Genomic DNA, 25,452 nt, shown 5'->3' with positions numbered 1-25,452 from the left:
ATGTCTCAGCACAGCCCCACCACCACAACGACCATGACCGCCTGGCAACAACGTCACTACGGCGGCCCCGAAACCCTCGCCCTTGAACAGATTCCGATTCCTTCACCCGGTCGTGGCGAGGTACTCATCAAGATTCGCGCGACGGCGCTCAACGCCGCAGATATCCGCCTTTTGCACGGCGATCCACTGCTCGTCCGGCTCGCCTTCGGCCTGCGTGGGCCGAAGGAACCCGGCCGAGGGATGGATGCCGCGGCTACAGTCATTGCGATTGGTCCGGATGTGACAGGGTTCGCGATCGGCGACGAGGTCGTGGGTGAGCTTCCGAGCGGAGCACTTGCTGAGTATGCGATTGCGCCCGCCGAGCGCCTGGTGCCGAGACCTGAAAACCTGTCTGTCGAAACTGCCGCGGCGCTCCCCTTGGCCGGCGGCACCGCATGGCAGGCCATGGACACGGGCCGCGTCTCCACCGGTTCGCGCGTCCTCGTGATTGGCGCGTCGGGCGGAGTGGGGACGTACGCCGTCCAACTCGCTGCACACCGAGGCGCCGATGTGTGGGCGATGTGCGGGGAACGCAACCGCGCGCTAGTCGAAGACCTCGGCGCATCCCGCACCTTCGACTACCGCACGACGGAAATCGGAACGCTGCCGCAGGATCGATTCGACGCGATTATCGAGATCGCTGGCAACGCACCGCTTCGCACCCTTCGCCGACTTCTTGCGCCCGGCGGCACGCTGGTCATGGTAGGCGGCGACGGAAGCCGAGTGCTCGGCCCGCTGCCCCGGATGCTGCGCGCGGCCCTGCTGTCGATTGGGTCGAAGCGTCGCCTCGCTTCCTTCCTCGCGGTCGCGAAAACCGAGATCCTCAACGAACTCGTGACCTTGGCGGCGGACGGGCAAATTTCTCCCGTCATTGAACGCACCTGGCCACTCGACCAAGCACGCGAGGCGATTGCGCATGTAGACGCGGGACACACGGTTGGGAAGGTGGTTGTCCTGCCGGTTGCGGCTTAGCCCGAGCGCCACTCGCGAGTGGCAGTGAATCGGGTGCGGTTGCGATTGTGAACGACGGACGCTTCAAGACATGCACACGGTATGCAGCATAGATTAGTGCAGTATTTGCTGCAATAATTGATGCATGAGCGATGCAACCGTCCACCGAATCTCCGTCCCGATGAGCGATCGAGATCTTCGCGACCTCGAATTACTGCAGTCCTCCCCCGAATATCGCGAACAGCTCCCCGCATCAGCAAGCAGCAAAGCCGCGTTGACCCATGCCGTATTTGATGAGGGGATGAAGGTCATCAAGGAGCGTGCCGAGGCTCGAATCTATGAGGAAATGGCAAAGGAATCTGCCGAGACCGAATCACGATCGAAGAACCGGGCACGGCTTTCGCGCCGAGGACGAGACAAGGTCGTTGACTAGCGGTGGAACTTCGACGCGGTCGCATCTATCTGGCCAAGCTCGAGACCGACGAACCCAAGTATTGGCTGGTTGTTTCGAATAATCAGCGTAACCGTGCATTTCGTGATGCCCTCGCCGTGCGCATTACCTCCACGAATAAATTCACCGAGTTGGACTCCGTCGTCCCGTTACCGACCGGTGAAATCCTCACCGGCTGGGTCAGGTGTGACTCGCTCACCACGATGTACGAGGACGAGCCAATCAAGGACGTCGGTGGGCTTTCACCCGCCGCAATGCGTGCAGTCGAATCTGGACTTCGGGCTGCACTCGGCATGCAACCATAGGCAAGCTCCGAGTGAGACCGTCACGGCATCGCGACCAACAGCTACATTCTCAGTCCGAAAAATCTACGGCTCTAAGGGGCTGTTCCCTAGCCGCGGCAATGCGCTCAGCCTGTGCCTCAATCGCCTTCTTGAGCTTCGCATCCGACCGCCATAACTCCGCGCGAATCGTGAGGCGGTCTTTCGTAGATTTCGGTCGCCAGACTCCGATCAGTTCGCCATCAACGGCGACAACACCCGGTCGACCGAGCACCGGCCACAGCTCCTTGCGGCGGCCTGCATCCGGCACCAGCAGCTCGCGATCCTTCGCCGCCAACACGAGATCAAACCCGCTCAGCAGGCGCAGCTGCGGCGCATCCGCTTCGGCAGCGTTCGCCAGCATGGGCAGGTCATCTTCGAGTACGGATGCGCGCTGGCCATCGACGTCAACCTCGCGCGCGTCCGCGGGCCAATGCGGCTTGATCTCGCCAACATTGGTCTCGAGATAGGCAGCCACCTCGCGCGGCGTTGCCGGACCCAGGAGGTGCAGGTAAGCACGAATCACCTGCAGGTGAGTGGATGCGCGGAGCGGGTCGATAGCCGGTCCGGGCTTTCGACGCGGCAGGTTCGGTACGCGGCGCAGGTTCGGTGGTTTTTGTCCGGGTTCGAGTTCGAGGCCAGAGTGCAACGCCGAAAGACGGAACAACTGCTCATGCGGATGGGTTGCCTGACAGGGTCGGCAGTCAACTTGATAGGGGTCGGGTAGCTGCTCGTGCAGCGCCTCGGACAGCTCGCCCTTCGAGAGCGACTTGCCGCGCGGCGGCACCGCATCGTGCATCGCTTCAGCAAAGATCCGCATTCCGTCGAGAGCGTCGATCCCGGCGGCCTGCAGGTCCTTTGCCGCCGCCAGGATGCGTTTGCGCCCATCCTTCTCGGAGTACGGCGACACCGCGACCTGCACGTCGGACACGTCTGCACGACGCAGAAAGTGCGGTGCGCCGCGAACTGTCCAGGTCAGTGCGAGCTCTTCGCTGAATCCGGAGGTCACCCTGATCGCCTCTGCCGTTGCAACGCCTCGATTCACGAGCGCGATGACGCCCGCCGCATTCGCACCGTCTTGGATGCCGAGGTCAAGGCTCGCGAGCTCGGTAACAGTGGCCGCGTCTGGTTCCGCATCAAGGCCGGCTGCCCGCCACCGGTAGCGGAGGACTTGTTCGCGTGAGAGCGTGACGGCGTCGTCAGTCATGGATGCGAGTGTACGGTGTGGCGAGGCGAGTCAGCCTGATTATTGGGGCTTATCAATCGAGGTCATGCACCTCGCATTGGTCCGATTCCAAGTGATCGATGGCCTCCAAGAGTCGTCGCGCATTCGCTGGCGACCGCATTAAGTAGGCCGTTTCCTTCAACGATTGATGTTCATCCAGCGAAAGAATCACCGACGGTTCTCGACCAGCCCGCGTGATCACGATTTCTTCGCGATCGTCAACGACTGAGTCGAGCACTTCTGCGTACCGAAGCCGTGATTCGCTATAACTCATTGTTTTCATCTGACACCCCTTCCGTACAAGAAATCGCACGCTGGCTGTGATGGTCGATGGTGGCTCAGTTCTTCCGGTGCGCGAGGGTACTGAGATCACGCTCTGAGGACAGCGATCGCGAGATTCTCGATATGGCGCCCTAGACAACAATTGGGTGGAAGCGTCAGATAATGACCTTCCACCCAATTGCACGATCTTGAAACTTAAATCTAAATCGCTTCTAGTTGGACTCCCAGAAGTCAGGTAGCGGCGTGAGGTTCGAAATCTCGTGATAGGGCTGGTAAAAGTCGCTACCGGGCAAGCCATATCGGTTTACCCAAATACGTCGGACACCATACTTCTTTGCGGGCATGATGTCGTACTCCCATCCCTGTGCCACGTGGGTGATCAAGTTCGGGTCACGGTCAATGGTCTTGAACAGGTGTTCAAATGCGCCCGGTCGTGGCTTGAACCATCCGGCATCTTCCGCTGTTAGGACATAGTCGAACTCGACTCCAATAGTGTCGACGTGATGCGTAATGAAGTCGCGATCCGAGTTGGAGATGATCGCGAGCTGTACACCTTTTTCCTTCATTTTGTTCAACGCTTCTGGCACTTCGGGGAAGACTGGAAAGTCCTTCGCTTCCTCGACTAACTGATCGCCGAACGCATCTTCGTATGCTGCCCCGTGCAATAACATCGTGTTCTCGAGAGTCGAACGCACGAGATCCTGGTACCGACGATACGGAGCTTGCGCAACGGCATGAAAGCGGATCACACGCAGGTTATCGAGAAAGACGTCGTGGTCTACTCCAACTTCATCGAGGCGATCTTTCACAATCGGCAAGGCCAGTCGATTGAGGTCGAAATCGATGAGGGTTCGATAGCAGTCAAACGTTGCGATTGGTGTGTTGTTTGTCATTAGTGTTCCTATCTGGTGTGGTGTTTAGAGGATTATTTGCCGCCGCTTGAAGCGACAATTGCGTTGAAAGTGGTTTCGCCAGTGTTGGCATTTGTGATGTCGAAGACGGGTTCGACGTTTCGGAGAAAACTGAGGTCAAAGTCGGTAGTTCCATCGACGACGAGATCTGCCCCAATTTGCCCGACGGCGGGCGCTATCTTGAATCCGTGTCCAGAGAAACCACCGAGTACAATCGTATTTTTATGCTCTGGTGCGAGCGCGAGGTATTCATGCATCGAGCGCGTATAGCTCTCAACATATGTGTTCATGCGAACTGGGTTTGGGTCGATACCCGGGAGGAAGTCACGCACGATCCAGGAGAACTTTTTACGCTGCTCCCCCGCCTCGCGGTGATCGAGGTGTCGCGGAACTTCATCCGGATCACCCGTTGGGAGATGGTCGTTGAACCCGAGGCCGAGTTTGACCAATTCGCCACCCCGAGTGGGAATGCCATAGCAATAGCTCGGGGCTACCTGCATAAAAGGCGGCAGCCTGGTCAGGTAGCCGTCGGCCTTTCCTACGAACCACGCTGAGGTGAGCCTCCGAGTGACAATCCAGTCCGAGAGCCCGGGGATGACTTTTGTTGTCCAGCCGCCACATGCCACCACGACTCGATCAAATGTTTGCCGAGCGCCTGATTGCGAGATAATTCTTGCTCCAGAGGAATCCTCCTCGATGCTGCTTATCGCACTGAATTCATTGACGGTGGCTCCCGATCGCACCGCCTCTTGAACTGCCGCGACGATACTCCGCTCGGGATAGATCACACCCGCCGTGCTGTCCCAGATACCCATTTGATCATTTCGAATATTGAATTGCGGGAATCGTTCACGCAATTCTGTGGCCTCGAATGACTGGTGATCGAGGTCCCATTTACTCGCCATTTGTGCGGCGTGACCGAGCTGCGAATCGCCCTGGCGACCGATGAGGAGGGCGCCTGACTTGTCGCGCATTTTTCGACCGCTTATAGTCTCAAGTTCATCCCAGAGCTGACCTGCGCGCAAAACCAAGGGCATGTAACCCTCAGTGGTGAGCTCGAGATTTCGAAAGAGTCGACTCTCACCGCCGGCTCCAGCAAATGGATGCCCGATATAGCCGCTTTCAAACCCGTGAACTTCGATACCTGCCCGTTTACTCAAAGCCCACAGCACTTGCGCGCCAATAGCACCGAGCCCTATTACAGCAACTTTCATTCTCTACTCTCTCCAAAACGCAGTCTTCAAGTAGCGCGCAATTCCAGCGCTATCAGTATTTACCGAACGGTCTTTACGATTAAGGCTACTCGCTACCGGTCAACTTTGAGTTTGTGTTCCACGTTAGCCACGATTCGTGATGAAACGATACAGATTACGGCGTAGATTATCCCCGCCAGCACCAACACATTGAAATATTGAAATGTCATTGCCCCGATTGAGAAGGAATTACTGGTCAACTCGCCAACACCAATTGCAAACGCAAGGGAGCTGGACTGGAACACCATAATGAGCAATGATGTCAGCGGACCGAGCACCGCGCGTAGCGCTTGCGGCAACACGATGTGGAAGAATCCTCTTGTTGGCGTAATTCCAAGACTCGCGAATGCTTCTGTTTGCCCCTTAGGAACGTGCAAAATACCAGCTCGGAATACCTCACTCGAGTATGCCGAGAGATTCAGCCCGTGAGCCAACACCATCGTTGCGAATGCCGTCATCGTAATTCCCGCGTCCGGCAGGCCGAAGTAGAACAAGTAAATTACCGCAAGCAGCGGAATACCTCGACATACTTCAATAAAGGCAATCATGATGCGGCGAATCCACACGAACTTGCCAACACTCAGTACAGCAAAGAGCAAGCCAAATGGAAGTCCGACCAAGATCACACACCCTGTAAGTGCAAGCGAAACGCCGAGACCCTCCATCAGCTTCGGGAACCATTCGGCCCATCGTTCGAAGATCATACGGTCACCACCTTTGAGCGGACTTTTGCATCAACAAAACGCGAGAAATAGGACAGCGGAATTCCCACGATCAAATAGAGCACCGCGGCAATTGAGAAGACAAATACCGCAGAGGCTCCTCGTGACACTTCAAGTTGTGCCATAAAGATAATGTCTGCAACACCAATGATCGATGCTTTGGCGCTGTCTTTGAGGAGGCTCACTGCGTATGAGGCTGAAGGTGGAAGTGCGATGTTCACCGCCTGGGGCGCCACTATTCGCCAGAACTGATTCGTTGGAGTCAATCCCAAGGCAGCCGCGGCCTCCCGCTGACCTCGGCTCACATTGTCGATACCCGCGCGAAAGTTCTCCGCCAGGTATGCGGCTGAGATGAGACTTAGCCCAATGAGTGCTGCGGGGAGCGGTTCCAACGCCAGTATGGGGCTGATGCCGTAGTAGATGATAAGCAACCACACAAGTGGCGGCACACCGCGGCAAATATCGATTATTCCAACTGCCAACCACCGAAGCGGTAAGAATTTGGATGTACGGGACAGTGCCAAGGGCACGGCGACAATAGCTCCGACAACAAACGAAACCACCGTTAAAATTATCGTGATACCAAGCCCAGCCCCGATATTCGTGAAGAGATCACCAAGACTGAGATTGTTCATCTATTGAGCACCGCCTGCAAGAAGGACTTCGTGCGTTCCTCCTTCGGGTTCTTGAAGAGCTGCTCAGGCGGGCCCTCCTCAAGAATCAGGCCCCGGTCAAGCAACATCACTCGGTCCGCAACTCGCTCCGCAAACTTCATTTCGTGAGTTACAACAATCATGGTCATTCCGGTATCGGCCAGATCTCGCATGACCTTAAGCACACCGTCAGCGATTTCTGGATCAAGTGCGGACGTAGGCTCATCAAAGAGCATTACTTCCGGATCTAATGCGAGCGCTCGAGCGATCGCGATTCGCTGCTGTTGACCACCTGAGCATTCGGAAGGCTTCGCATCCGCTTTATCCGGTAGTCCGACCTTCTCAAGCAGGTTTCGCGCGACCACCTCCGCTTCTGGTCCGCTCCGTTTCCCGTTGAGTTTTTGCGCCAACACAATATTCTTGAGCACACTCAGATGGGGAAACAAATTGAAGCTCTGAAACACCATGCCAACCCGCCGGCGTAACTGGATCAGTTCTTCTTTTGTCGGGTTGAGCGGATCTTTGAATACGGGCTGCCCATTCAAGATGAGCTGACCGTTTGTCGGTCGCTCGAGGTAGTTGAGGCAGCGGAGAAAAGTGCTCTTTCCCGCACCACTCGGTCCAATCAAGGCGATTACTTCACCGCTGTGCACATCCAGCGAAAGTCCCTTCAGGACTTCGTTTTCGCCGTAGGTCTTTTGGATATTGTCAGCACGGAGCAGTACTTGGTTCTGGGCGTCGTCCATGGGATTCGTCGCTCCTCTCTACTTGCTTAGCCTTCTGGTGAGTAGATCCACTGTGGGTCAAGCCCATAGGCCTCAAACTGCGATTGGAACTCACCCGAATCAATGAAGTCGGTCAGTGCGATGTTCACGCCGTCCTTTAGCTCGACATTGCCTTTCTCGACCAGAACCACAGCAAGTGCTTCCTGCTGCGTGTGGGGCAACTGGTCAGAGGGTTCCATCGTGGTCAACGAGAGTTCCGAGTATTGATCCTGCGTGAGTCGCCAGGAGTTCGCGTGATTGTTCACGATCCCCACGTCGATTCGCCCAGCCTTAATGTCATCAATCACCGCAACGTCGGATTGATACTCGGTGACATTGTCGCCAAATACGTCATAGAGTTGTTCATTCCAGAGGTAACCCTGTGGGGTGCCGATCTTCTTATCAGCTAAATCCTCGACGGTATTCCAGTCCTCGCCCTTCGTGACGATGCCCATGGTGCTCTGATACATCGGCTCGCTGACTTCGAACAGGTCCCGACGTTCGTCATTGACCGTCCAGTTACTCGAGCTGAGGTCGGCACGGTTGTTCTGCAAACCCTCGATCGCGCCGGCGAAGGAAGTCACCTGGTAGTCCATCTCTAAGCACAATTGCGCGGCGATGTGATTCAGCAACTCGCCTTCAACGCCCGAGAGGGTATTGCCTTCCGTGGTGATGAACGGCGGGTGCTCGACGACAAGTGCGGTGAGTTTACCTTCGGTCATGGTCTCCACCTCAGCGACCGGCTCACAGTCATCCGCAACGCTGGAGGCTCCGCCTCCCCCGGCCGAGCAGCCTGTCAGCATCAGGGTGAAGGCAGCGAGGCCGCTACCGACAGCAAGAAGCCTTGACCGGTTGTTCTTGGTTCTAGGAGTGATACCCATTGAAGGTCCTCAATTCTGGTCAGAATCATCGTTGATTCGCCGAACATGCTTTGGTGACTCCTAGATAAGCACCCGCAATTGTTCATGTCAAGCCACTTTTTTGAGGTGTTTCGCCTTTTTTTCGTAAAATATTGATAATCAGGTAGGTTTTTCCCGATCTTTGATTAGGATTTGACCATGTGGCTAGATGAGTTAGATCACCAGATCCTTGCAGCGTTGCACGTAGATGGCCGGTCGTCGTGGTCCAAGATTGCGACCGAAATTGGCAGCTCGACCAGCACCGTGCGCCGACGATTCGAGTCCCTTTTTGAACGGGGCCTCATCCGAGTCATTGGCAGGACCGACGTATCGAGGCTCGGCTACGGACCACCTGTCATCGTGAAATACTTCGGCCGAGATGCGCTACGCCCGGAATTCATCGAGCATCTCAAACACCATCCACACGTGCGCTTTCTCGCATCCACGGTCGGGTCGGCCCACGCCTTGGCTGAAATCGTGCCTCGGTCACTTTCCAACTTGCAGGCCATTCTCACCGATATTTCGCAGCGTTTCGATGTGACGTCTGAGAGTTTTGTCGTGGCGCATACATACACCTCCGGCCAGGATTGGCTACCAAATGCGGCGCGCGTAATTCAGGCAAAAGGGCCGAGTGCTCCTGTGACGCTGACCGCGGATCAGACCAACATCCTCAGTTTGCTCCTCAGCGACGGACGAACGTCGTACGCCACGCTCACAAAAGCGCTGAATAAGTCGGAGAACACCGTCCGCAAGGCTGTGGATGAAATGCTCACGCAAGAAATCATCTCGCTACGCGTCCTCGTTGAGCCCCAAGTCCTGGGCTTCGAGACAATTTTTTGGGTGCTCATCGACGTCGACCCAGCCACCCTTGTTTCTGCCGCAACCACCCTCGCTGAACTCCCCTCTTCCAAGACTGTCTTCGCCACCACCGGCAGCAATAATCTGCTCGGTCAGTTCGTCCTCTCCCGACACGCCGACACCTATACGTTCATGACGGACGTGCTCGGAAAACTCCCTGGAGTACGCGATTTCGAAATCCTCTTGGAATCCGATACGTACAAGCGAGTATGGAACACCCTGACTGACGGGGTTTATACCGATGTGGCCGGGCCCGACTGGCTTTTTGGCGACAGCGGCACCTAGCAAGTTCATTCACCACTCAGGAGAAACTGCTTTGTATCAACAAGGTTCTCCAGTGATTCACCAGCTTCCCAACGCCGCAGGTTCGCAATGAAGAGATCGAGCGCTTCATCTCGCCAACCCGCAACGTCAGCGGACTGGTGAGGTGACACAAGGACGTTGCTCAATCCCCAGAGCGCGCTGTCTTGTGGAAGTGGTTCCTCGTCAAACACGTCGAGCGTGGCAAAACCAAGCCGGCCCGCCTCGAGTGCATCGATGAGGGCGAGTTCGTCAATCAAAGGACCTCGGCCGACATTGACAAGATGGGCACCGGGTTTCATGGCCGCAAGCTCGGCCGGGCCAATCATTTTTTGCGTCGCACTCGTGAGCGGCACTGCGAGAACGACATCATCGGCCGTCGTCAAGAGGTCTGGGAGCGATTCAACGCCATAAATATGCGTCTGCCCACCATCGGAGTTCCGAACAGTTCTTGGAGTGCGTCCCACGACTGCGACATCCATATTGACCGCAGTCAAGAGCCTGGCTATGTTGCGCCCAACTCCTCCCGCACCGATGACTACCGCTCTTCTACCTTCGAGCCGTGACACGGGGCGCTGACTCCACACTCGCTGCCGCTGGTTCGCGAGCGAACGGTCGAACCGCTTGGCCCAATATAGGATGCTCGCCAACACAAATTCAGCCATTGGCTGCTCAAAGATCCCGCGCGTATTAGTAACTGGAATGTTCGCGGTACCCACTTCGGGCGTCGCGACCGCGTTGACACCAATGCTGTTGGTATGGATCCATTCGAGCCCCTCGGGGCCGCAAGCGCGCACTATCGATGTTTGAAGATCCCAGACCAGCAGGATGCCGGCATCACCTCGCAAGCGTTCATACTCTGCGGGCGACGACACGTATACGGGTGTCGACACATCACTCAGTCGGGCCAGTTCAGGCGGGATGGTTTCTCGATCTGCAACGGCGACAATCACTCGAGTGTTCAACCACGACTCCTTGGTATCGGCATGGGAATAAATGCGACAAATGCCTCGTGCGAGAGACCTGCACCCGACTGCTCTGTCACTCCCCTCAACTATCGCAATAGTGAAGCCTGCCACTGTCTAACTGTAAAACAGAGATCCGACCTGAGCAATATCAGAGTCGCGAAGGAGTCGATCTCTACCCAGTGAGTAGGCATTCCCTCTTCGCTGACGCAACCTTTCACCGATGAGCGGGTTCTTCCGGGCGATATTGAGCCTGTTCCGCATCAAGGCCGGATGCCCGCCACCGGTAGCGGAGGACTTGTTCGTGAGAGAGGGAGACGGTGTCGTCAGTCATGGATGCGAGTGTATGACGTGGCGTGGCTAACCGGCCTGGCTTTTTGGGGTCGTCAATCTAGGCACTATCGACCATAATGAAATCGGCACGCGGCAATTCGCACTTCATCGTTGGTCGCGCGATAGACAATCCGGTGTTCGTCAGTAATGCGCCTTGACCAGTACCCAGAAAATTCATGTTTCAGCGGCTCCGGCTTTCCAATGCCTTCGTTGCCGTTACGGACAATGTCTTCAATGAGCGCGTTAATTCGCTTCAGAATCTTTCGATCCTGCGTCTGCCACCACAGGTAGTCTTCCCACGCATTGCGATCCCAAACAAGCCGGACGGTCATTCTGGATCTACGAGGTCATGCACCTCACCTTGGTCGGACTCCAGGCGATCGATGGCTTCCAATAGTCGTCGTGCATTCGCTGGTGACCGCATCAAATAGGCCGTTTCCTTCAATGATTGATATTCATCCAGCGAAAGAATCACTGCCGGTTCTCGCCCAGACCGTGTGATCACGATTTCTTCGCGATCGTCGACAACGGAGTCGAGCACTTCTGCGTACCGACGCCGTGATTCGCTATAACTCATTGTTTTCACTTGATGCCCCTTCCGTACAAGTAATTGTACGCTGAGCCATCTTGAGTGTCGAGGACTGCTTTACAAAAGAGGAACGCCGTAGCCAAGAAAAATCGGGCCACCGGAAAGTTGCATACGCAGAAACACTATGTACGAACAAGCAGGCCGAATATTCGGAGGCCAACGCGGATGCTCCGACTGGCAAGCTCACAGACTCACCTTTGACGGCCACCAAATCTATAGTCCGTCCCCTCTACGCTAGTGAGCATGCACTCCCCCTCCGCTGACGCAGTCCCTCGCCGATGAACTGGTTCTTCCGAGCGGTACTGAGCCTGTTTGCCGCGCCGAGAATCAATATGCGCGAGGACTACGGCAAGGTCAGGCGCTTCCAGCGTTGGGTCGCGTCCATAGGCCGTGCGCGGCACCGCAACTCCTACCGACAGACCGCCGAGATCATTGGCGGTCGGCAGATCTCGGTGCGAATTTTTCAACCGGCGGATCGCCGCGGGGACGATGTCCTACTGTTCTTCCACGGCGGTGGCTGGGTGACCGGAGACATCGATACCTATACCGCCGCCTGCGTCGCGATGGCCGATCTCACCGGCTGCACCGTCGCATCCGTAAACTACCGGCTCGCGCCCGAATACCCGTTTCCGGCGGGACTTGACGACTGCTACAGCCTCACGAAGCGGCTTCTGAACGAACCGGAACGCGCGGGACTCAAGGACGTCCGAAACCTAGTGCTGATTGGGGACTCTGCTGGCGGAAACCTCGCGGCAGCAGTCTCGCTTAAACTGCGCGACGAGAGCCATCACGGCGTCGACCGGCAAATCCTGCTGTATCCGGTGACGCACTGGGACCACGACCCCGAGACCTCGCCCTTTGATTCGGTCCGCGAGCACGGTGAGGATCTCCGCCTCACGAACGCCGAAGTCGACGATTACTTCGATCTCTACGTTCCGGATGCAGAAAAGCGTCAGGATCCGCTGGTCTCACCGCTTGAGTCGACCGACCTCGCGAACCAGCCAAAAACGCTGGTGGTGACCGCCGATTGGGATCTCTTGCGCGACGAGGGTGAGGCCTACGGCGAAGCGCTGGCGGATGCGGGTAATGCGGTTCAGGTTCACCGCGTCCCGGAGGCGCTCCACGGCTTCATACAGCTGCCGCGATTTTCACGGCAAATGCGAGACGCGTACGAGGTGATTAACGCGTTCCTCGATGAGGGTTTTGCGCCCGACCGTACCGGCGCAGTCGACTTCCCCGCTCCGGAGCAGCGCTCGTGAACGGACCGATCACCACGCGACGTCACTGGGTGCGGCTCGACAACGCATCCAATATCTTTCTCGCTGCCCGCACCGACGCCGACCCAAAAGTCTTTCGGATGAGCGTGGAGACCGATCACGAGGTCGATCCGGTGCTGTTGCAACAGGCCTTGGATGAGACCTACGACCGGTTTCCGCTCTATCACGCGGTGCTGCGGCGCGGAATCTTTTGGTATTACCTGCAGGACAGCGATCTTCGCCCCGCGGTCGAGCCCGACGAACGCTACACCTGTTCCCCGATTTATCAGGCCGATCGCATCAATCTGCTCTTCCGCATCCTCTATCACCGACAGCGGATCATCCTCGAGATCTTCCACGCACTTTCCGATGGCACCGGGGCACTGTGGTTTGTCTCCGATCTCGTGACCGCATATACGCGACTGCGCTACCCCGAACCGGGACACTCGAATGCGGAAACAAGCGACATCGGGGCGAGCTCGGATGCGCAGGTCGAGTCGCTGGGTCCGCTGACCGAACCGGAGGAGACTCCGGAACAGACCCGGGGTTTGGTGCCCGACAGTTTCGCGCACCACTTTCGCCGCCGCCCTCGTAACGAGCGATCGCTACCGGAATCGGATTTTGACGAGGCTGCGGCACCGGCAACCGAGGATTCGCTCGAAACCGCCGACGAACCCAAGCCGCCGCTCAACCTGCGGCAACGACTCCGGAGCCAGCTCGATCGTTCCGACAGGAAGGTCTATCGTGTGCGGGGCACGCGTACGCCCGATAACCGCACGCGTGCCGTCGAACTGACAATGGATGCGAAGAGTGTCCTCGACCTCGCGCGCGCGGAAGGCGTGTCGATGACGATGTATCTCACCGCGCTGTTTTTTGAGTCCATTCGAAAGGCCTCGGATGGTCTGGGCAAGGCGCGTACGCTTTCTGCCTCGGTGCCGGTCAACTTGCGGCAGTTTTTCGAGTCCACCTCGGCTCGAAATTTCTTCGCGACGGTCCGAGTGGATTACCGGTATGGCGACAGCGAAATCGAAGGCGAGGGCGATCTCGGCGCCATCGCGCGACAGCTTGAAGCCCAATTCCGACCGAAGGCCACCCCCGAGGCACTCGAAACGAAGCTGCGACAGCTCATTCGCCTCGAGAAACTCCCGGTGCTGCGGATCATTCCCAGGCCCTTCAAAGACCTCATCTTAAGGCTGGTCAACTGGGGCAATAATCGCGGTCTGACCGTCGCCGTGTCGAATCTGGGCCGGGTGACACTACCGGAACCGGCCGAATCGCGAGTGCGGCGGCTGTACTTCCACGTCACCGCGGTCCGGCCACAGTTCTGCGCGATGAGCCACGGTGGGCTCCTCACGATTAGCTTCTCCTCGCCGTTTTGCGAGACCGATCATATTCGGGAGTTTGCCCGCCACCTCACCGAAGCGGGGATCGAAGTGAGTGTGGCCGCTGCGCCCGCCACCGAGGAAGAAGTCACGGAGCTGGTGGGATGAGCCCGGATGCAATGAGCTCAGGTCCAATGAGCCCGGATACGCCGGGTCGCGACACGACAAGTCGAGGTAACCCGAGACGCTGCGCTGACTGCGATATCGCGATCGAAGGTGCGTGGATGCGCTGCCCACTGTGCGGCGCAGCCGTTACCGGCGAGGCAACGCCGAGTCCCCTACCGGCTATTCCGCTCACGTTTTCGAGGCGTCGCGTATTGAAGACGCTGTTTCTCACTTCGCTCGGCGTGATCCTCGCATCCTTCTCGGTACAACTCTTTTTCGGTCATGACATCGGCGACCTCGGAATCGCTCGATCGATTTGGCTTGGTGTGACTGCCATGTGGCTCGTGGTGCTAATGGCGGTTCGCAAGCGACACAACGTGGCGAAAAGCACCGTGTATCTAGTGCTCTTGATCGGGTTGATCTGCGTGTACTGGGATTACCTCAGCGGCTGGAATGGCTGGGCGCTGACCTATGCAGTGCCCATTGTCTGTGCCGCCGCGGCTGTGGGCCTGTTGATCACCGTGCGGCTTATGCGTATCGAGGTCGGCGACCACATTGTGTATAGCGGGCTGACCGGGTTGCTCGGGCTCGCCCCGATCGCCTTCCTCGTATTCGGTTGGGTAAATAACCCGTGGCCATCCTTCATCTGCATTGCGGTGAGCGTGATCGTGATCGTGCTGGTGCAGGTGATTCGCGGGCGGTCGATCGGGCATGAGCTCGGGAAGCGGTTTCATCTGTAGGGCTACGAAGAGGTGCGCGCACACACGACATTGCGAACACCGCAGCAGTGGACCAGTTGGGATTAATGGCGCTCGTGGAAGTATGGACTAATCGCTTACTGCTCAAAAACTCCGCCAGTCGCTACCTTTATTCGCGGTCTCCGCGAGAACGCTATTCCGAGCTATGCAGGGGATCACCGATCTCAGTCGCGAAATCGGTGATCCTAACTGACGCTCCCGGCTGGTGTGCCCGCGTCCTAGCTAGAACGAAACATAGTTTCCGTTGTCATAAACCATGAATTCTTCCGCACTTTCCGGAACAATGTAGACTCCGTACCCGGTGAATTCTGATCCTGGGTACAGCGTAGGACCGTCTGAGAATGATGACATTCCATCTCCCAGCACTACCCATTCCTCGGAATATTGATTCCCTTCTGCGGTTGCAAGTTCCAGATCCCAACTTGCCAAGGATGGTTCCACTCCGTCGGGATCGATGCCGGTCATCGTGTACTCAACCACAACATATTTGTATCCGGCTGGCGCCTCGCTGTTGAACATGTTCCATTCATAGACAAGGTCGTTTGCATTCGAGTCGAAAATACTCGCCGTCAGGCTGTATTTCTCTCCGCCAAACGGTCCAGTTGCGGTGTATGGTTGCGTGTAAGGCGCGTCAATTGTGCCTGCTTCGGCAGAAACAACAGGTTCTTCCTCTTCAACCTCGGGTTCTTCCACCACTACTTCGTCAGCTTCGTCCGCTACTTCGTCAGCTGGTACGTTCTCCGCCGTATCCTCAACTTCGTCCTGGTCTTCGACGATTTGGGGTTCAGCCACTGGCTGCTCGTCTTCATCGTTCGAGGTGAACGACGCCATAAACATGAGGTTCGAGATAAGTGCAATTCCACCAAGCACCACACCAATAATCGCCATTGGTTTCGACTGGTGCTTAACAAGCGCAACTATGCCGAGTGCAATTGCAGCAACCGCGACTAGGAGACCCAGGAGCGGTACCAGTCCTAAAAGAAAGGCAATAATTCCAACAATTAGAGCCGCGATTGCCAGACCATTAGAGCCAGAGCGATGTGGGGTCGGTCCTTGGGCCGGAGCAACAAGAGTCTGTGTGTTTCCGTCGGGTGAGAACTGATTGGGATGAACCGGAGGCGGCGGCATCATCGGATCAGTCCATCGTTGGCCGTCCCAGTATCGCGATTCGTTATTGGCGTGAGGTGCTGGGTACCAGCCCGCCGGCGGAGTTTCCGTCATGTCATTCCTGTTCTTTAACCAAGCGGATGGACACTCTTATCCATCGACAGATTGATTTTAGCTGAGAATCAACTTGGAGTAATGGCGTCATCTTTGATCCACTTCCGCAATTTAAGTCCCGCATTAAATTGCAACTCCATCGAGTCTGGGGGTGCTAATTCCGCCACAGCGCACCTGCTCATTCCACACTTCGGAGTGTCTCTCATCACGTAGTTTCCTGGTCAGAATCGGACGAACGCATCTTCTAAAAAGCACTCTTGGACTCGAATGGCCTGACCACCGCTGGCGCTGGTCCGTTGATTCCAGTGAGCCTTACCGATGCAAGAACTCCAATGCGTGCAGTTCTTCATCAACCATTAACACTTGCTATACAAGCCTTGTGTCACAAGATATGATGTGAAGCATGGAGTTCGACGAAGAACGCATCGCCACCAACATCCGCAAGGGTGTGCTCGAGTACTGCGTGCTGGCACTGCTTTCGCAGCGCGAAATGTACGGGCTGGAGCTCGCAAACCAACTCGTCGAGCGCCACCTCACCGCAAGCGAAGGCAGCCTGTACCCGCTGCTCACTCGCATGCGTAATTCCGGCAGCGTAGCCACGCGCTGGGATACTCCGGACACCGGCCGAGCCCGCCGTTACTACACCCTCACCGATGAGGGACACCGCCAACTCCGCGTGTTTGCGGAGGTGTGGTCCACAATCGCGCCACAGGTCGGCGCACTGCTAGAGGAAGAATCATGAGCCAAGACGACCCCGCAACGCGGCAATACTTGAATGCACTCAAGGCACAGCTGCAAGGCGTGCCGAAAGCCTCGCGCCAGACCATCCTCGATGACGTACGCGCACATATCGTCGATGCAGTCGAAGAGGGACGCGAAATAAGGGAGATCCTCACCGCGCTCGGCTCCCCCGAGGAGGTCGCTCGAGACGCTCGGGAGCAACTCGGTGCAGATTCTGCCCCGACCACCCTCGACTCTGCCGATAAAGCCGCTCGGACCCTGCACTTCGCCTCGCTCGCACTGGCGATCATTACCGCAATACTCGTCTCATTCATCCTGCCCTCTTTCGCTATCGAAGAAGTCGGAATGTCGAGTGAGGGAACGGGCTCAACAATCCAAACCGCAACCAGCCTGTTCGATCAGTTCGGGATCGGCATCGCGCTGCTGCCACTCTTTCCCGCGTTGCTGGCATTCCTGCCATTGGTGTTCATCCCGAAGTTCCGTGGCGCAGTCGCACTCGCGAATGCTGTCGTGATGACTGTGATTTCGGTCTTCGCTGGCTTCTCGATTGGCGGCTTTTACGTACCGCTCACCCTGCTCATGTGGGCCGCGGTACTGGTGCCACGGTGGATTCGACGCGGCAAATCAGCCGTGGCTGGCCGCAGTTGGCGGATCGTTGGCGGTGTACTCATCGTCTTGCCTCCGACACTTGCGATTATTGGTGCCATCACCGGCACCTTCATGGACCCGGCCTTGCCCTTCTGGATCCTCGCGACACTCGTTGTCCTACTTGGCATCCTCTTCGCGCTGCGTGTGAAATTCATCGATCTTCTCGTCGCCACCCTTGGCGTCGCGCTCATGGCACTCGCGATCTTTGACGCGGGGATCCTCGTGCTCGCCGTGTGGTGGGGCGGCGGACTGTGGCTTGTCACCGGTCTCAGTAGTTTCGTCGCCAATCGCGTGGCTCCCGGAAACGGTCGAGCGCAGCCGGACAAACCGCATCCGAGCCACCCACGACTACTCCCCTCGTAAATTGGACCGGCAAGACCACCTTCCAGCGGCCCTGCATCACCAAGTCAACGGCTTCGTCGCTACGCCGCCTCGGTATTCGCCAAGAAATACTGCAGCACCTCGAGGAAGATCTCCGGCTGTTCCGAGTGCACCCAGTGCCCCGCGCCCTTGATCATCACCTTATTCATCTGCGGGAAGAGTCGCTTCATGAGCGGCGCATCTTCCTCGCGAACATAGTCCGACTTGGCGCCACCCATCCACAGCATCGGGCCGCCAAACGAGCCATCGCCATATTCGGGTTCGCCACCGATGACCGGCAGCGACTCCAGCAGCAGGTCAAGATTCGGCTGCCATGTGAACCCGTCATCGCCACGCACAAGGTTTTGCAGCAGGAAGCCACGCACTACCCGACTCGGGATGGGCTCTGCCAGTATCTCGTACGCCTCGCCGCGGCTGCTCACCTGTGCGAGATCAAGCGCCTTCAAACTGCCGAGGAGGTGCGTGAAGTCCGTACCTTTGCTGCGGTCGGGTGCCTGACCTTTACTCGGCCCCATGTCCACGATCACAAGCCGCGAAATCAGTTCGGGATGCCGTACCGCGAGGGTCATCGCCAGCTTCCCGCCCATCGAGTGACCGACCAGGTTCACCGGACCTTCCGAGGCAAAGTTTCGCGAAAGCTCCGCTGCGACCAACTCTGCTTGCTCGACGTAATCGAAGCGCTCGGTCCAGTCCGATTCACCATGGTTCGGCAGGTCCACCATCAGGCTCGTGTGGGATTCCGCGAGCCCTTTTGCCGCGGTCGTAAAGTTCTTGCCTCGCCCCATAAGGCCGTGGAAGAAGACGACCCGATCACGTCCCGACCCAATCTGATGGGTGGCGATGTGGAACGAGGATTGCTGCTGAGACATTGCGAGTCGTGCCTTTCAGATCGGGTCACTTCAACGTATCCCAACCTGAGGCCGCGGGCGGTTATTCCGCGACCGGCTCGTCTGCCCTATTCAACCTGGTCAGCCTTAAGCGCCCCACCCAAATCGAATGCCCGGAACGAGACCGCACGCTCGACACCAGCTTCGATACCGGTGCCTTCCAGAATTTTCGGGATGAAGTCGACTGGCTTCGGGTGCCAGGGCAGGTCCGCGAGATACTCGCGATGGCACTCGAGCGACCGGACCGCGGCAGCCTCCGCAGCCGCATCCACTTCGACCGCGTGCGTTGCGTGTTCGGAACCGGCCACGAGTAGCAGCTTGATTTCCCAGGGCTCGAGGCCCGCGCCGATTTACTCACGAAAGATCCAGCGATTGGAGGCATCCCGCGCGCCGTCAATCGCGGCCAGCCCCGCGGCGCGGTGGTCAGCTTGGTTGAGCCCGCCGTAGGCTTCGAGGTCGTAGTTCGCGGTGATCACGACATCTGGACGGAACTCTCGCACCTTCTGCGCAATGTCGCGCCACAGGTCGAGCCCGTATACGAGATTGCCGTCCGGGTGATTCAGGATGCTGAGGTCGGCTACCCCAACCGTCTCACAGGCCTCACGCTGTTCCTGCGCGCGAATGGGGCCGACTTCTTCTGGCGGCCGCTGCATCCCTGCTTCGCCACTGGTGAGCAACAAATACGAGACCTCGACGCCGTTCCGCGTCCATTGGCTCACCGCCGCCGAGAGTCCGTATTCGGCGTCATCCGGGTGCGCGACCACCACGAGCACGCGCTGCCACTCGTTCCAGTCCAGTGTTTCAAGCGTCATTGCGATGTTCCTCTCGTCAATACGGAACCCTATCGAGGCCGCAAGAGAATCCGCACCAAAAGTCGACAGCGATCAGACCAACAAAACAAATCGGTCAGGGAATGCTGGGGTCCATACGGACTTCCAGCACGCCCTGACCGATCTTGTGAAGAAAGGAGGCGCTACCTAGAGGTAGAGGCGCTGGCCCTTCTTGTGCTCGTCGTAGGCCTTCCGAGCTTCGATGGTCGATTCGAGTTCCGAAACCTCCGGAACTGCCACCTCCCACCATGCGCCCGAGCCGCCGAAGCGCGCCTGCGAGTCAACCTCGACGTACACCACACTCGTACCCTCGTAAGCCTTGGCTTCTTCGAGTGCCGCGGCGAAGGTCTCAGCTGTGTTCGACTTCCAGACCTTCGCGCCATAGCTCTCCGCGTTCTGCGCGAAGTCAACCTCGAGTCGAGGACCGTCGTGGGTCACGCCACTATCGCCACGCTCATTGAAGCGGGTACCAAACGCCTGCGAACCAACGGTCTCCGAAAGCGCACCGATCGAACCGTAGCCGTAGTTGTTCACGATCACGATCGTCAGCTTCAGCTTCTCCTGCACCGCGGTGAGCAGCTCGCTCGAGAGCATCAGGAAGGTACCGTCACCGATCAGCCCGAAGACGTGACGCGAGGAGTCGCCCATCGCGTTACCGATCGCACCGGGAATCTCGTAGCCCATGCACGAGTTGCCGTATTCAATGTCGTAACCCTTGGTACTGCCGGGGCGCCACAGACGGTGCAGGTCACCGGGCATTGAACCGGCAGCGTTCACCACCACATCACGCTCGCCTGCGGCCGCGTTGAGAATGCCAAGCATCTGCGCCTGCGAGAGCGTCGGCGAGTCATCGAGCGCAATGATGCGGTCGTTCTCTTCGCGCCAGCCCGAAGCAAGCTCCACCGCCTTGTCACGTGCGCCCTGCTCAATCGACCAGTCGCCGAGTTCTTCGAGGAGCTCATCGATCGTGACCTGTGCGTCACCGATCAGCGCCGTCGCCGCTTCCTTGTACGCGTCGATCTCCGCAACGTTGATGTTGACGAACTTCACGTCCGGGTTCTGGAAGAGGGTGTTGGATGCGGTGGTGAAGTCCGTGTATCGCGTACCGATACCGATCACCACGTCGGCCTCCTGTGCCGCCGCGTTCGCGAACTTCGTGCCGCTGGCGCCGAGCGCGCCGAGTGCGAGTTCGTGCTCGTGTGGGAACGAGGCCTTGCCTGCCTGCGTGACGCCGACACCGATACCGGTCGATTCGGCAAAGCGCACGAGTTGTTCGGAAGCCTCCGAGTAAATCACGCCACCACCGGAGATGATGACCGCGCGCTTCGCGGCACGGATCACGTCCGCGGCGCGCTTGATCGCGGCACGGTCGGCGCGGTTTCGCGGAACATGCCACACGCGGTCACGGAAGAGGTCTTCGGGGAAGTCATAGGCCTCCGCCTGAACATCCTGCGGCAGCGCGATCGTCACCGCACCGGTGTCGGCCGGGCTGGTGAGCACCCGCATCGCTTCGAGGAGCGCCGAAGCAAGCTGCTCGGGACGCCAGATGCGGTCGAAGTAGCGCGAGACGGCACGGAAGGAGTCATTCGCGGTGACGTCCATGGCATAGGGCATCTCCTGCTGCTGCAGCACCGCACCGGTCGCACGGTTCGCAAAGACATCCGAGGGAAAGAGCAGCACGGGAAGGTGGTTGACCGAAGCAGTACCGGCACCGGTGACCATGTTGGTCGCGCCCGGGCCAATCGAGGTGCTCACCGCGAGCGCACCGAGACGGTTGCGCACCTTCGCGTAGCCAATACCGATGTGCACCATGCCCTGCTCGCTGCGGCCCTGGTAGTACGGGAAGTCCTCTTCGTACTCGAGCATTGCCTGGCCGAGGCCACCGACGTTGCCGTGTCCGAAGATCCCGAAACCGCCGCCGAAGAAGCGCTGGGTTTCGCCATCGCGCTCCACGTACTGAGCCTGGAGGAACTTGATAATTGCTTGGCCGACGGTCAGCCGCACAGTTGGATAAGACGTCGACGTCATACCGCAACCACCCTTTCGTGTTTCGCTGTGTTGATTAGTGTTCGGGGTATCGAGGCACGAACGGCACACGCTCGTCTGCCTGAGCGGTTGCCCAGTCGTGCTGTGTGTCGGCAAGTGCCGGGTCCTGAAGCGCCTGCAGAGTGCGCCCCTCGGCGCCACCCGCGAGGACATTGAGGTAGTACAGGTCGTGACCGTGCGCCGCGACCGTGGTGTGGTAAGCCCACGGCAGCAAGCAGACATCACCGTCACGCACGGTTTCGGTCAGGTCAAAGTCGCGCTCGGGCGAGTAGGCGCGCTGCAACGCCCAGCCGTTCTCCTGGTCACGCAGGCGGTAGTAGTAAATCTCTTCAAGCTGGGCCTCGCCTTCGCGGTCGACCTCGTGCTTGTGCGGCGGGTAGCTCGACCAGTTCCCACCGGGAGTCCACACCTCGACCACAAGCAACCGGTCAGCCGGGAAATCGGGCGGAATTGGCGTAGAGACCTGTCGGGATGCGTTGCCGCCACCGCGGCTTTCCACGCTGAGGTCGTCCGGGGTCACGAGACGGACGTCGTATTGTTTCTCGGCGAAGGATGAGGCGATCGCCACCTCAGCATCGTCGACCGACTGGATGCGCACCTCGGTATCGCGGGGGACGTAGAGCGTATAGCCGAGACCGTCGAATACGGATGCGCGGCCACCAATTTCGTAGGTCTCACCCGCAACCTCGACGGTCACCTTGCCGGAAAGTGGCACGATTGCACGCTCTTCGGTGTTCGCGGGGAACGAGAGTTCCTCGCCCGAGGTGAGCTTGGCAATTTCAAGCCCGGAGAACTGCCATCCGGCATCTTCGGGGGTGACTTTGGTCCAGTTCTCGGCGGCGATAATCTTTGGCTGCGTCATTGCGTCCTCTCCATAAAAACAAGTCTCGAGAAACGCACCACGGGATGGACTCATCGTCTATCAGGTGCGATTACTCTGCATCCGCTTCGCTGAGATTGCCGAGCCGTTCGGCGACGTCGAGGAGTGTTTCGAGGTACTCGTCCTGCTTTGCGTGGAAGTCGCCAATAATTCCCGAGAGCGAGAGCGCGCCGATGAGCTGGCCCCGGTCACCGCGAATTGGCACACCGATCGCTCCAATCCCGTCGGTCACATCCTCATCCGAAAAGACATAGCCCCGTTCACGAGTGGTTGCCACATCCGCGCGCAGCGCTTCGTCCGTGGTGAGTGTCGCGGAAGTGTAGGCGCGGCGCTCCGGAACTGCTTGCAAGTATTCGTCAATGTTCACGCCGAATGCGAGACAAGTGCGTCCTGCCGCGCCGGCGTAGAGTGGCAGACTGCGACCGGGCTTGAGCAGCAGCACGCCGATTGCGCGGCCGCGCTCCCAGTCAAGGCACACCGCCTCCTGCTCGCGGAGCACCGAGAGGTAGGCAGTCTGCGAGGTTTCGGCGACGAGTTCGGCAAGGAGTTCGCGCGCACCACGCCACTCGATCATGGAATCGCGCGCCTGATCGGCAAGGTGGAGCCAGCGCAGATTGAGCTTGGCGCGAGAACCGGGCATCGCCTCAGTCAGCCCGATCGACTCGAGGCCGTCAAGTAACCGATATACCGAGGGGCGAGGAATATCGAGGCGCTCGGAAATCTCGGCCGGCGACATGTCACCATCTGCGGCGAGCAGACGTACGACCTCGTCGGCGTTGGACAGTGCGCGAATCGGCTTCATTCTGCTCCCCCAGCGTTCACTGCGCGTGTATCTTCAGTCGCGCGACTGCCGAGCGCGCGGCTGATCTCGGCCGCTGCCGCTTTCACTTTCTCCGCCGTGTTCGCATCGGCGCCGAGCACCCGGTCGCGCAGGCCACTCACTGAGATCCCACCCTCAAGCTCGCCGCGGTGATTGTAAATCGGCGCGCCGAGCGCCGCGATCCCCGGTGTGACATCCTCATCCGAGACGGTGTAGCCCACCGCGCGTGCCTGTTCGATTTCGCGCCGGATCACCGCCTCACTCGGAATCGCCTCCCCCGCTTCTCGACGTGCCTCGAATCTTGCGAGCACCGCGCGCAATTCTTCATCGGGCAGGAAGGAAAGCAGGGCCCGCGGTGCGGCACCGCTATAGAGCGGGAGGCTGTCACCGAGCCGCATCGCGAGCGACTGCACGTCGCGCCCGCCAATTCGCTCCACACACACAGCACTGTCGCGTCGCAATAGGCACAGGAAGCTCGAATTTCGAGTCTCGTCTCGGAGGTTCGTGAGGATGGGGGCCGCCGCACCGCGTACATCCAACCGGTCTTCGAGCATCCCGCCGATACGCAGGATGTCGACACCGAGTCGGTAGCGGCCGCGCCGCGATCCGGGGTCAACCCAGCCGAGTGTCATCAGCGTGGAGAGCAGTCGATACGTGGAACTCACCGGTTCACCGACGCTCTCAGAAATCTGCGCGGCGCTGCGCTCACCATCGGACTCAAGCACGTTGACGATGGCGCCTGCTTTCTCAAGGATCGCCATTCCAGCAACATCAGTGTCTACCGCCATTGGGCAAGTATCTCACGTCGCGAAAACTTTGTCCGCTTCATGTCGAGAAGATTCAGCCCCGCATCCCTACTTAGATTCTTATTAACTGGACATGTTGTTTATTGAGTGATAACTTTGGGTCGCATGGAGACACCACAGCCCGCAATTGACACGTCAGCGGCCAACGTCGCACCCGACGCACCGCTCAGCAGCGTGGTCACCGTCACACCCGCGCCCGCGATCGACCGCGTCATCCGCCTCGACTCGGTAAGTCGCGGCTGCGTCAACCGCGCTCCCCGAGCCGAACACTTCCTTGGCGGCAACGGCGTGAACCTCGCAAGAGCGCTGAGCGCTTCCGGAAATGCCACGGTCGCCATCGCGCCATTGCATGTGGATGCGGCAGTTGCCTCCCAGCTCCGCACACCAGGTGTGCAACCCATTGCAATCCGCGAGCGCACGCGCATGAACACGGTGATCATCGAACCGGACGGTACGACCACGAATATCAACGAACCCGCGGCCACGCTGAGCGCAAGCGAATGGGCTTCACTCTGGCAGCAGGTTGAGGAATCAGTGCGTGACCTGAACGCTGATTGGCTGTCACTCGGCGGCGCGATCCCCAGCGGCTCCGATGGGCCGTGGATCGGCGACCGACTTAACACGATCGCGAGGCAGTCCGCGACGCGGCTCGTACTCGATATGCCCTCCGCCACGCTCCGCGAATGGCTCAATCGTGGCGTGCGCCCCAATCTCATTGCACCGAATCTCGATGAGCTGCGAGAGCTCACGGGTCGTCGGATTCCAACCCTCGGCGCGGCTGTGGATGCGGCGTTCTCCCTGGTGCGCCAGGGCGTCGAGTTTGTGCTCGTCACACTTGGTGCCCACGGACTCGTCCTCGTGTCACGCCGACACCAACTATGGGCGCGCACCGCGCCGGTTCGACCGGTCAACACCACCGGTGCCGGGGATGCGACTTTGGCAGGACTGCTGAGTGAATGGCGCGGCGAACACTCTCCCGCCCGGATGCGTCAGGCACTCACGAAGGCGGCTCGGTTCGGTCGTGCCGCGGTCCTCACGACTGGACCGACTATCAATCCCGAAGTGGTGCCGAGTGTTCCGGTGGATATTAGCGAACCCATCGCAACGGTGCGACTCGAGAGATAACCGCTGGCGCCGCGAACAGTACCTGTGCGAGACTGCAAAGCCCGGCAGAAT

At 58.7% G+C, this 25,452-nt stretch carries 29 protein-coding genes; 10 read left to right on the top strand and 19 right to left on the bottom strand.

Annotated elements, in window-relative coordinates; translation table 11 throughout:
* The 3 genes from ACTHXA_RS04520 to ACTHXA_RS04510 all read left to right on the top strand — a co-directional run bounded on the left by ACTHXA_RS04520 (position 1) and on the right by ACTHXA_RS04510 (position 1,746).
* Complete coding sequence (locus tag ACTHXA_RS04520) at positions 1–1,011, top strand: NAD(P)-dependent alcohol dehydrogenase (RefSeq protein WP_441669797.1); 1,011 nt, start codon at positions 1–3, stop codon at positions 1,009–1,011.
* A gap of 124 nt (positions 1,012–1,135) precedes the next feature.
* The gene (locus ACTHXA_RS04515) at positions 1,136–1,423 is read left to right on the top strand and encodes a hypothetical protein (RefSeq protein ID WP_441669795.1); all 288 of its coding nucleotides are present in this window, start codon (positions 1,136–1,138) and stop codon (positions 1,421–1,423) included.
* A gap of 2 nt (positions 1,424–1,425) precedes the next feature.
* Complete coding sequence (locus ACTHXA_RS04510) at positions 1,426–1,746, top strand: type II toxin-antitoxin system PemK/MazF family toxin (RefSeq protein ID WP_441669793.1); 321 nt, start codon at positions 1,426–1,428, stop codon at positions 1,744–1,746.
* A 49-nt stretch (positions 1,747–1,795) separates the two neighbouring features.
* Here ACTHXA_RS04510 and ACTHXA_RS04505 read toward each other — a convergent pair whose 3' ends face one another.
* The 8 genes from ACTHXA_RS04505 to ACTHXA_RS04470 all read right to left on the bottom strand — a co-directional run bounded on the left by ACTHXA_RS04505 (position 1,796) and on the right by ACTHXA_RS04470 (position 8,452).
* Positions 1,796–2,968 (bottom strand): winged helix DNA-binding domain-containing protein, encoded by a 1,173-nt coding sequence (locus tag ACTHXA_RS04505; RefSeq protein WP_441669791.1) that lies wholly within the window; start codon positions 2,966–2,968, stop codon positions 1,796–1,798.
* A 52-nt stretch (positions 2,969–3,020) separates the two neighbouring features.
* Entirely contained in the window at positions 3,021–3,269 is a 249-nt protein-coding gene (locus ACTHXA_RS04500) for a type II toxin-antitoxin system Phd/YefM family antitoxin (RefSeq protein WP_441669789.1), read from the bottom strand.
* Between the two features lie 211 nt (positions 3,270–3,480).
* Entirely contained in the window at positions 3,481–4,161 is a 681-nt protein-coding gene (locus ACTHXA_RS04495) for an HAD-IA family hydrolase (RefSeq protein WP_441669787.1), read from the bottom strand.
* A 32-nt stretch (positions 4,162–4,193) separates the two neighbouring features.
* Entirely contained in the window at positions 4,194–5,393 is a 1,200-nt protein-coding gene (locus ACTHXA_RS04490) for an FAD-dependent oxidoreductase (protein WP_441669785.1), read from the bottom strand.
* A gap of 92 nt (positions 5,394–5,485) precedes the next feature.
* Positions 5,486–6,136, bottom strand: a complete 651-nt coding sequence (locus ACTHXA_RS04485) for an amino acid ABC transporter permease (protein WP_441669783.1) — start codon at positions 6,134–6,136, stop codon at positions 5,486–5,488.
* Positions 6,133–6,789 (bottom strand): amino acid ABC transporter permease, encoded by a 657-nt coding sequence (locus tag ACTHXA_RS04480; protein ID WP_441669781.1) that lies wholly within the window; start codon positions 6,787–6,789, stop codon positions 6,133–6,135. Before ACTHXA_RS04480 ends, ACTHXA_RS04485 begins: the two co-directional genes overlap by 4 nt.
* A complete protein-coding gene (locus tag ACTHXA_RS04475; protein WP_441669779.1) occupies positions 6,786–7,553 on the bottom strand; it encodes an amino acid ABC transporter ATP-binding protein in 768 nt (255 codons plus the stop codon). The genes ACTHXA_RS04480 and ACTHXA_RS04475 overlap by 4 nt, the downstream gene beginning before the upstream one ends.
* Before the next feature lie 26 nt (positions 7,554–7,579).
* The gene (locus tag ACTHXA_RS04470; protein ID WP_441669777.1) at positions 7,580–8,452 is read right to left on the bottom strand and encodes a substrate-binding periplasmic protein; all 873 of its coding nucleotides are present in this window, start codon (positions 8,450–8,452) and stop codon (positions 7,580–7,582) included.
* Positions 8,453–8,629: 177 nt separating this feature from the next.
* Here ACTHXA_RS04470 and ACTHXA_RS04465 point away from each other — a divergent pair, with 177 nt between their 5' ends.
* Complete coding sequence (locus tag ACTHXA_RS04465; RefSeq protein ID WP_441669775.1) at positions 8,630–9,613, top strand: Lrp/AsnC family transcriptional regulator; 984 nt, start codon at positions 8,630–8,632, stop codon at positions 9,611–9,613.
* Positions 9,614–9,618: 5 nt separating this feature from the next.
* Here ACTHXA_RS04465 and ACTHXA_RS04460 read toward each other — a convergent pair whose 3' ends face one another.
* The 3 genes from ACTHXA_RS04460 to ACTHXA_RS04450 all read right to left on the bottom strand — a co-directional run bounded on the left by ACTHXA_RS04460 (position 9,619) and on the right by ACTHXA_RS04450 (position 11,512).
* Positions 9,619–10,593, bottom strand: coding sequence for a D-2-hydroxyacid dehydrogenase (locus tag ACTHXA_RS04460; RefSeq protein WP_441669773.1), 975 nt, complete (start codon positions 10,591–10,593; stop codon positions 9,619–9,621).
* Positions 10,594–10,991: 398 nt separating this feature from the next.
* Positions 10,992–11,258, bottom strand: a complete 267-nt coding sequence (locus ACTHXA_RS04455) for a Txe/YoeB family addiction module toxin (RefSeq protein WP_441669771.1) — start codon at positions 11,256–11,258, stop codon at positions 10,992–10,994.
* Positions 11,255–11,512 (bottom strand): type II toxin-antitoxin system Phd/YefM family antitoxin, encoded by a 258-nt coding sequence (locus ACTHXA_RS04450; protein ID WP_441669769.1) that lies wholly within the window; start codon positions 11,510–11,512, stop codon positions 11,255–11,257. Before ACTHXA_RS04450 ends, ACTHXA_RS04455 begins: the two co-directional genes overlap by 4 nt.
* Positions 11,513–11,793: 281 nt before the next feature.
* Between ACTHXA_RS04450 and ACTHXA_RS04445 the strand changes: the two genes are divergently transcribed.
* The 3 genes from ACTHXA_RS04445 to ACTHXA_RS04435 are packed head-to-tail and all read left to right on the top strand — an operon-like array spanning position 11,794 to position 14,998.
* A complete protein-coding gene (locus tag ACTHXA_RS04445; RefSeq protein ID WP_441669767.1) occupies positions 11,794–12,774 on the top strand; it encodes an alpha/beta hydrolase in 981 nt (326 codons plus the stop codon).
* Complete coding sequence (locus ACTHXA_RS04440; RefSeq protein WP_441669765.1) at positions 12,771–14,261, top strand: alcohol acetyltransferase; 1,491 nt, start codon at positions 12,771–12,773, stop codon at positions 14,259–14,261. The genes ACTHXA_RS04445 and ACTHXA_RS04440 overlap by 4 nt, the downstream gene beginning before the upstream one ends.
* Positions 14,262–14,287: 26 nt before the next feature.
* Positions 14,288–14,998, top strand: coding sequence for a DUF6320 domain-containing protein (locus tag ACTHXA_RS04435; RefSeq protein ID WP_441669763.1), 711 nt, complete (start codon positions 14,288–14,290; stop codon positions 14,996–14,998).
* Positions 14,999–15,238: 240 nt separating this feature from the next.
* Here ACTHXA_RS04435 and ACTHXA_RS04430 read toward each other — a convergent pair whose 3' ends face one another.
* Entirely contained in the window at positions 15,239–16,237 is a 999-nt protein-coding gene (locus ACTHXA_RS04430) for a DUF2510 domain-containing protein (protein WP_441669761.1), read from the bottom strand.
* A 403-nt stretch (positions 16,238–16,640) separates the two neighbouring features.
* On the opposite strand from ACTHXA_RS04430, the gene ACTHXA_RS04425 reads away from it, so the two are divergent.
* Together ACTHXA_RS04425 and ACTHXA_RS04420 are read left to right on the top strand one after the other, a co-directional pair.
* On the top strand, positions 16,641–16,979 hold the full coding sequence (locus ACTHXA_RS04425; protein WP_441669759.1) for a PadR family transcriptional regulator: 339 nt from the start codon (positions 16,641–16,643) through the stop codon (positions 16,977–16,979).
* Positions 16,976–17,989: a DUF1700 domain-containing protein gene (locus ACTHXA_RS04420; protein ID WP_441669757.1), complete on the top strand. Its 1,014-nt coding sequence runs from the start codon at positions 16,976–16,978 to the stop codon at positions 17,987–17,989. The genes ACTHXA_RS04425 and ACTHXA_RS04420 overlap by 4 nt, the downstream gene beginning before the upstream one ends.
* A 59-nt stretch (positions 17,990–18,048) precedes the next feature.
* Here the strand turns inward: ACTHXA_RS04420 and ACTHXA_RS04415 are convergent, their stop codons facing one another.
* From ACTHXA_RS04415 to ACTHXA_RS04385, 7 genes are all read right to left on the bottom strand, one after another.
* The gene (locus tag ACTHXA_RS04415; protein ID WP_441669755.1) at positions 18,049–18,876 is read right to left on the bottom strand and encodes an alpha/beta fold hydrolase; all 828 of its coding nucleotides are present in this window, start codon (positions 18,874–18,876) and stop codon (positions 18,049–18,051) included.
* An 86-nt stretch (positions 18,877–18,962) separates the two neighbouring features.
* Entirely contained in the window at positions 18,963–19,202 is a 240-nt protein-coding gene (locus ACTHXA_RS04410) for a hypothetical protein (RefSeq protein WP_441669753.1), read from the bottom strand.
* 42 nt (positions 19,203–19,244) lie between these two features.
* Complete coding sequence (locus ACTHXA_RS04405) at positions 19,245–19,706, bottom strand: PIG-L deacetylase family protein (protein ID WP_441669751.1); 462 nt, start codon at positions 19,704–19,706, stop codon at positions 19,245–19,247.
* Between the two features lie 165 nt (positions 19,707–19,871).
* A complete protein-coding gene (iolD, locus tag ACTHXA_RS04400; protein ID WP_441669749.1) occupies positions 19,872–21,752 on the bottom strand; it encodes a 3D-(3,5/4)-trihydroxycyclohexane-1,2-dione acylhydrolase (decyclizing) in 1,881 nt (626 codons plus the stop codon).
* Between the two features lie 34 nt (positions 21,753–21,786).
* Complete coding sequence (gene iolB / locus ACTHXA_RS04395) at positions 21,787–22,632, bottom strand: 5-deoxy-glucuronate isomerase (protein WP_441669747.1); 846 nt, start codon at positions 22,630–22,632, stop codon at positions 21,787–21,789.
* 70 nt (positions 22,633–22,702) lie between these two features.
* Entirely contained in the window at positions 22,703–23,452 is a 750-nt protein-coding gene (locus tag ACTHXA_RS04390) for an IclR family transcriptional regulator (protein WP_441669745.1), read from the bottom strand.
* Positions 23,449–24,258, bottom strand: coding sequence for an IclR family transcriptional regulator (locus tag ACTHXA_RS04385; protein WP_441669743.1), 810 nt, complete (start codon positions 24,256–24,258; stop codon positions 23,449–23,451). The genes ACTHXA_RS04390 and ACTHXA_RS04385 overlap by 4 nt, the downstream gene beginning before the upstream one ends.
* 123 nt (positions 24,259–24,381) lie before the next feature.
* On the opposite strand from ACTHXA_RS04385, the gene ACTHXA_RS04380 reads away from it, so the two are divergent.
* Positions 24,382–25,401 (top strand): 1-phosphofructokinase family hexose kinase, encoded by a 1,020-nt coding sequence (locus ACTHXA_RS04380; protein WP_441669741.1) that lies wholly within the window; start codon positions 24,382–24,384, stop codon positions 25,399–25,401.
* Positions 25,402–25,452: the final 51 nt, after the last annotated feature.

Origin of the sequence: Gulosibacter sp., assembly GCF_052090685.1 — a bacterium.
GTDB lineage: Bacteria > Actinomycetota > Actinomycetes > Actinomycetales > Microbacteriaceae > Gulosibacter.
The sequence above is the reverse complement of the archived record's forward strand: the minus strand, read 5'-3'. Positions and strand labels throughout refer to the sequence as shown.

Bases quoted from the DNA above. Each gene is read 5' to 3' on its own strand.
- ACTHXA_RS04520 (WP_441669797.1), top strand. From the start codon at position 1: ATGTCTCAGCACAGCCCCACCACCACAACGACCATGACCGCCTGGCAA.
- ACTHXA_RS04515 (WP_441669795.1), top strand. From the start codon at position 1,136: ATGAGCGATGCAACCGTCCACCGAATCTCCGTCCCGATGAGCGATCGA.
- ACTHXA_RS04505 (WP_441669791.1), bottom strand. From the start codon at position 2,968: ATGACTGACGACGCCGTCACGCTCTCACGCGAACAAGTCCTCCGCTAC.
- ACTHXA_RS04500 (WP_441669789.1), bottom strand. From the start codon at position 3,269: ATGAAAACAATGAGTTATAGCGAATCACGGCTTCGGTACGCAGAAGTG.
- ACTHXA_RS04495 (WP_441669787.1), bottom strand. From the start codon at position 4,161: ATGACAAACAACACACCAATCGCAACGTTTGACTGCTATCGAACCCTC.
- ACTHXA_RS04490 (WP_441669785.1), bottom strand. From the start codon at position 5,393: ATGAAAGTTGCTGTAATAGGGCTCGGTGCTATTGGCGCGCAAGTGCTG.
- ACTHXA_RS04485 (WP_441669783.1), bottom strand. From the start codon at position 6,136: ATGATCTTCGAACGATGGGCCGAATGGTTCCCGAAGCTGATGGAGGGT.
- ACTHXA_RS04480 (WP_441669781.1), bottom strand. From the start codon at position 6,789: ATGAACAATCTCAGTCTTGGTGATCTCTTCACGAATATCGGGGCTGGG.
- ACTHXA_RS04475 (WP_441669779.1), bottom strand. From the start codon at position 7,553: ATGGACGACGCCCAGAACCAAGTACTGCTCCGTGCTGACAATATCCAA.
- ACTHXA_RS04470 (WP_441669777.1), bottom strand. From the start codon at position 8,452: ATGGGTATCACTCCTAGAACCAAGAACAACCGGTCAAGGCTTCTTGCT.
- ACTHXA_RS04465 (WP_441669775.1), top strand. From the start codon at position 8,630: ATGTGGCTAGATGAGTTAGATCACCAGATCCTTGCAGCGTTGCACGTA.
- ACTHXA_RS04455 (WP_441669771.1), bottom strand. From the start codon at position 11,258: ATGACCGTCCGGCTTGTTTGGGATCGCAATGCGTGGGAAGACTACCTG.
- ACTHXA_RS04445 (WP_441669767.1), top strand. From the start codon at position 11,794: ATGAACTGGTTCTTCCGAGCGGTACTGAGCCTGTTTGCCGCGCCGAGA.
- ACTHXA_RS04435 (WP_441669763.1), top strand. From the start codon at position 14,288: ATGAGCCCGGATACGCCGGGTCGCGACACGACAAGTCGAGGTAACCCG.
- ACTHXA_RS04430 (WP_441669761.1), bottom strand. From the start codon at position 16,237: ATGACGGAAACTCCGCCGGCGGGCTGGTACCCAGCACCTCACGCCAAT.
- ACTHXA_RS04425 (WP_441669759.1), top strand. From the start codon at position 16,641: ATGGAGTTCGACGAAGAACGCATCGCCACCAACATCCGCAAGGGTGTG.
- ACTHXA_RS04420 (WP_441669757.1), top strand. From the start codon at position 16,976: ATGAGCCAAGACGACCCCGCAACGCGGCAATACTTGAATGCACTCAAG.
- ACTHXA_RS04415 (WP_441669755.1), bottom strand. From the start codon at position 18,876: ATGTCTCAGCAGCAATCCTCGTTCCACATCGCCACCCATCAGATTGGG.
- ACTHXA_RS04405 (WP_441669751.1), bottom strand. From the start codon at position 19,706: ATGACGCTTGAAACACTGGACTGGAACGAGTGGCAGCGCGTGCTCGTG.
- iolD (WP_441669749.1), bottom strand. From the start codon at position 21,752: ATGACGTCGACGTCTTATCCAACTGTGCGGCTGACCGTCGGCCAAGCA.
- iolB (WP_441669747.1), bottom strand. From the start codon at position 22,632: ATGACGCAGCCAAAGATTATCGCCGCCGAGAACTGGACCAAAGTCACC.
- ACTHXA_RS04390 (WP_441669745.1), bottom strand. From the start codon at position 23,452: ATGAAGCCGATTCGCGCACTGTCCAACGCCGACGAGGTCGTACGTCTG.
- ACTHXA_RS04385 (WP_441669743.1), bottom strand. From the start codon at position 24,258: ATGGCGGTAGACACTGATGTTGCTGGAATGGCGATCCTTGAGAAAGCA.
- ACTHXA_RS04380 (WP_441669741.1), top strand. From the start codon at position 24,382: ATGGAGACACCACAGCCCGCAATTGACACGTCAGCGGCCAACGTCGCA.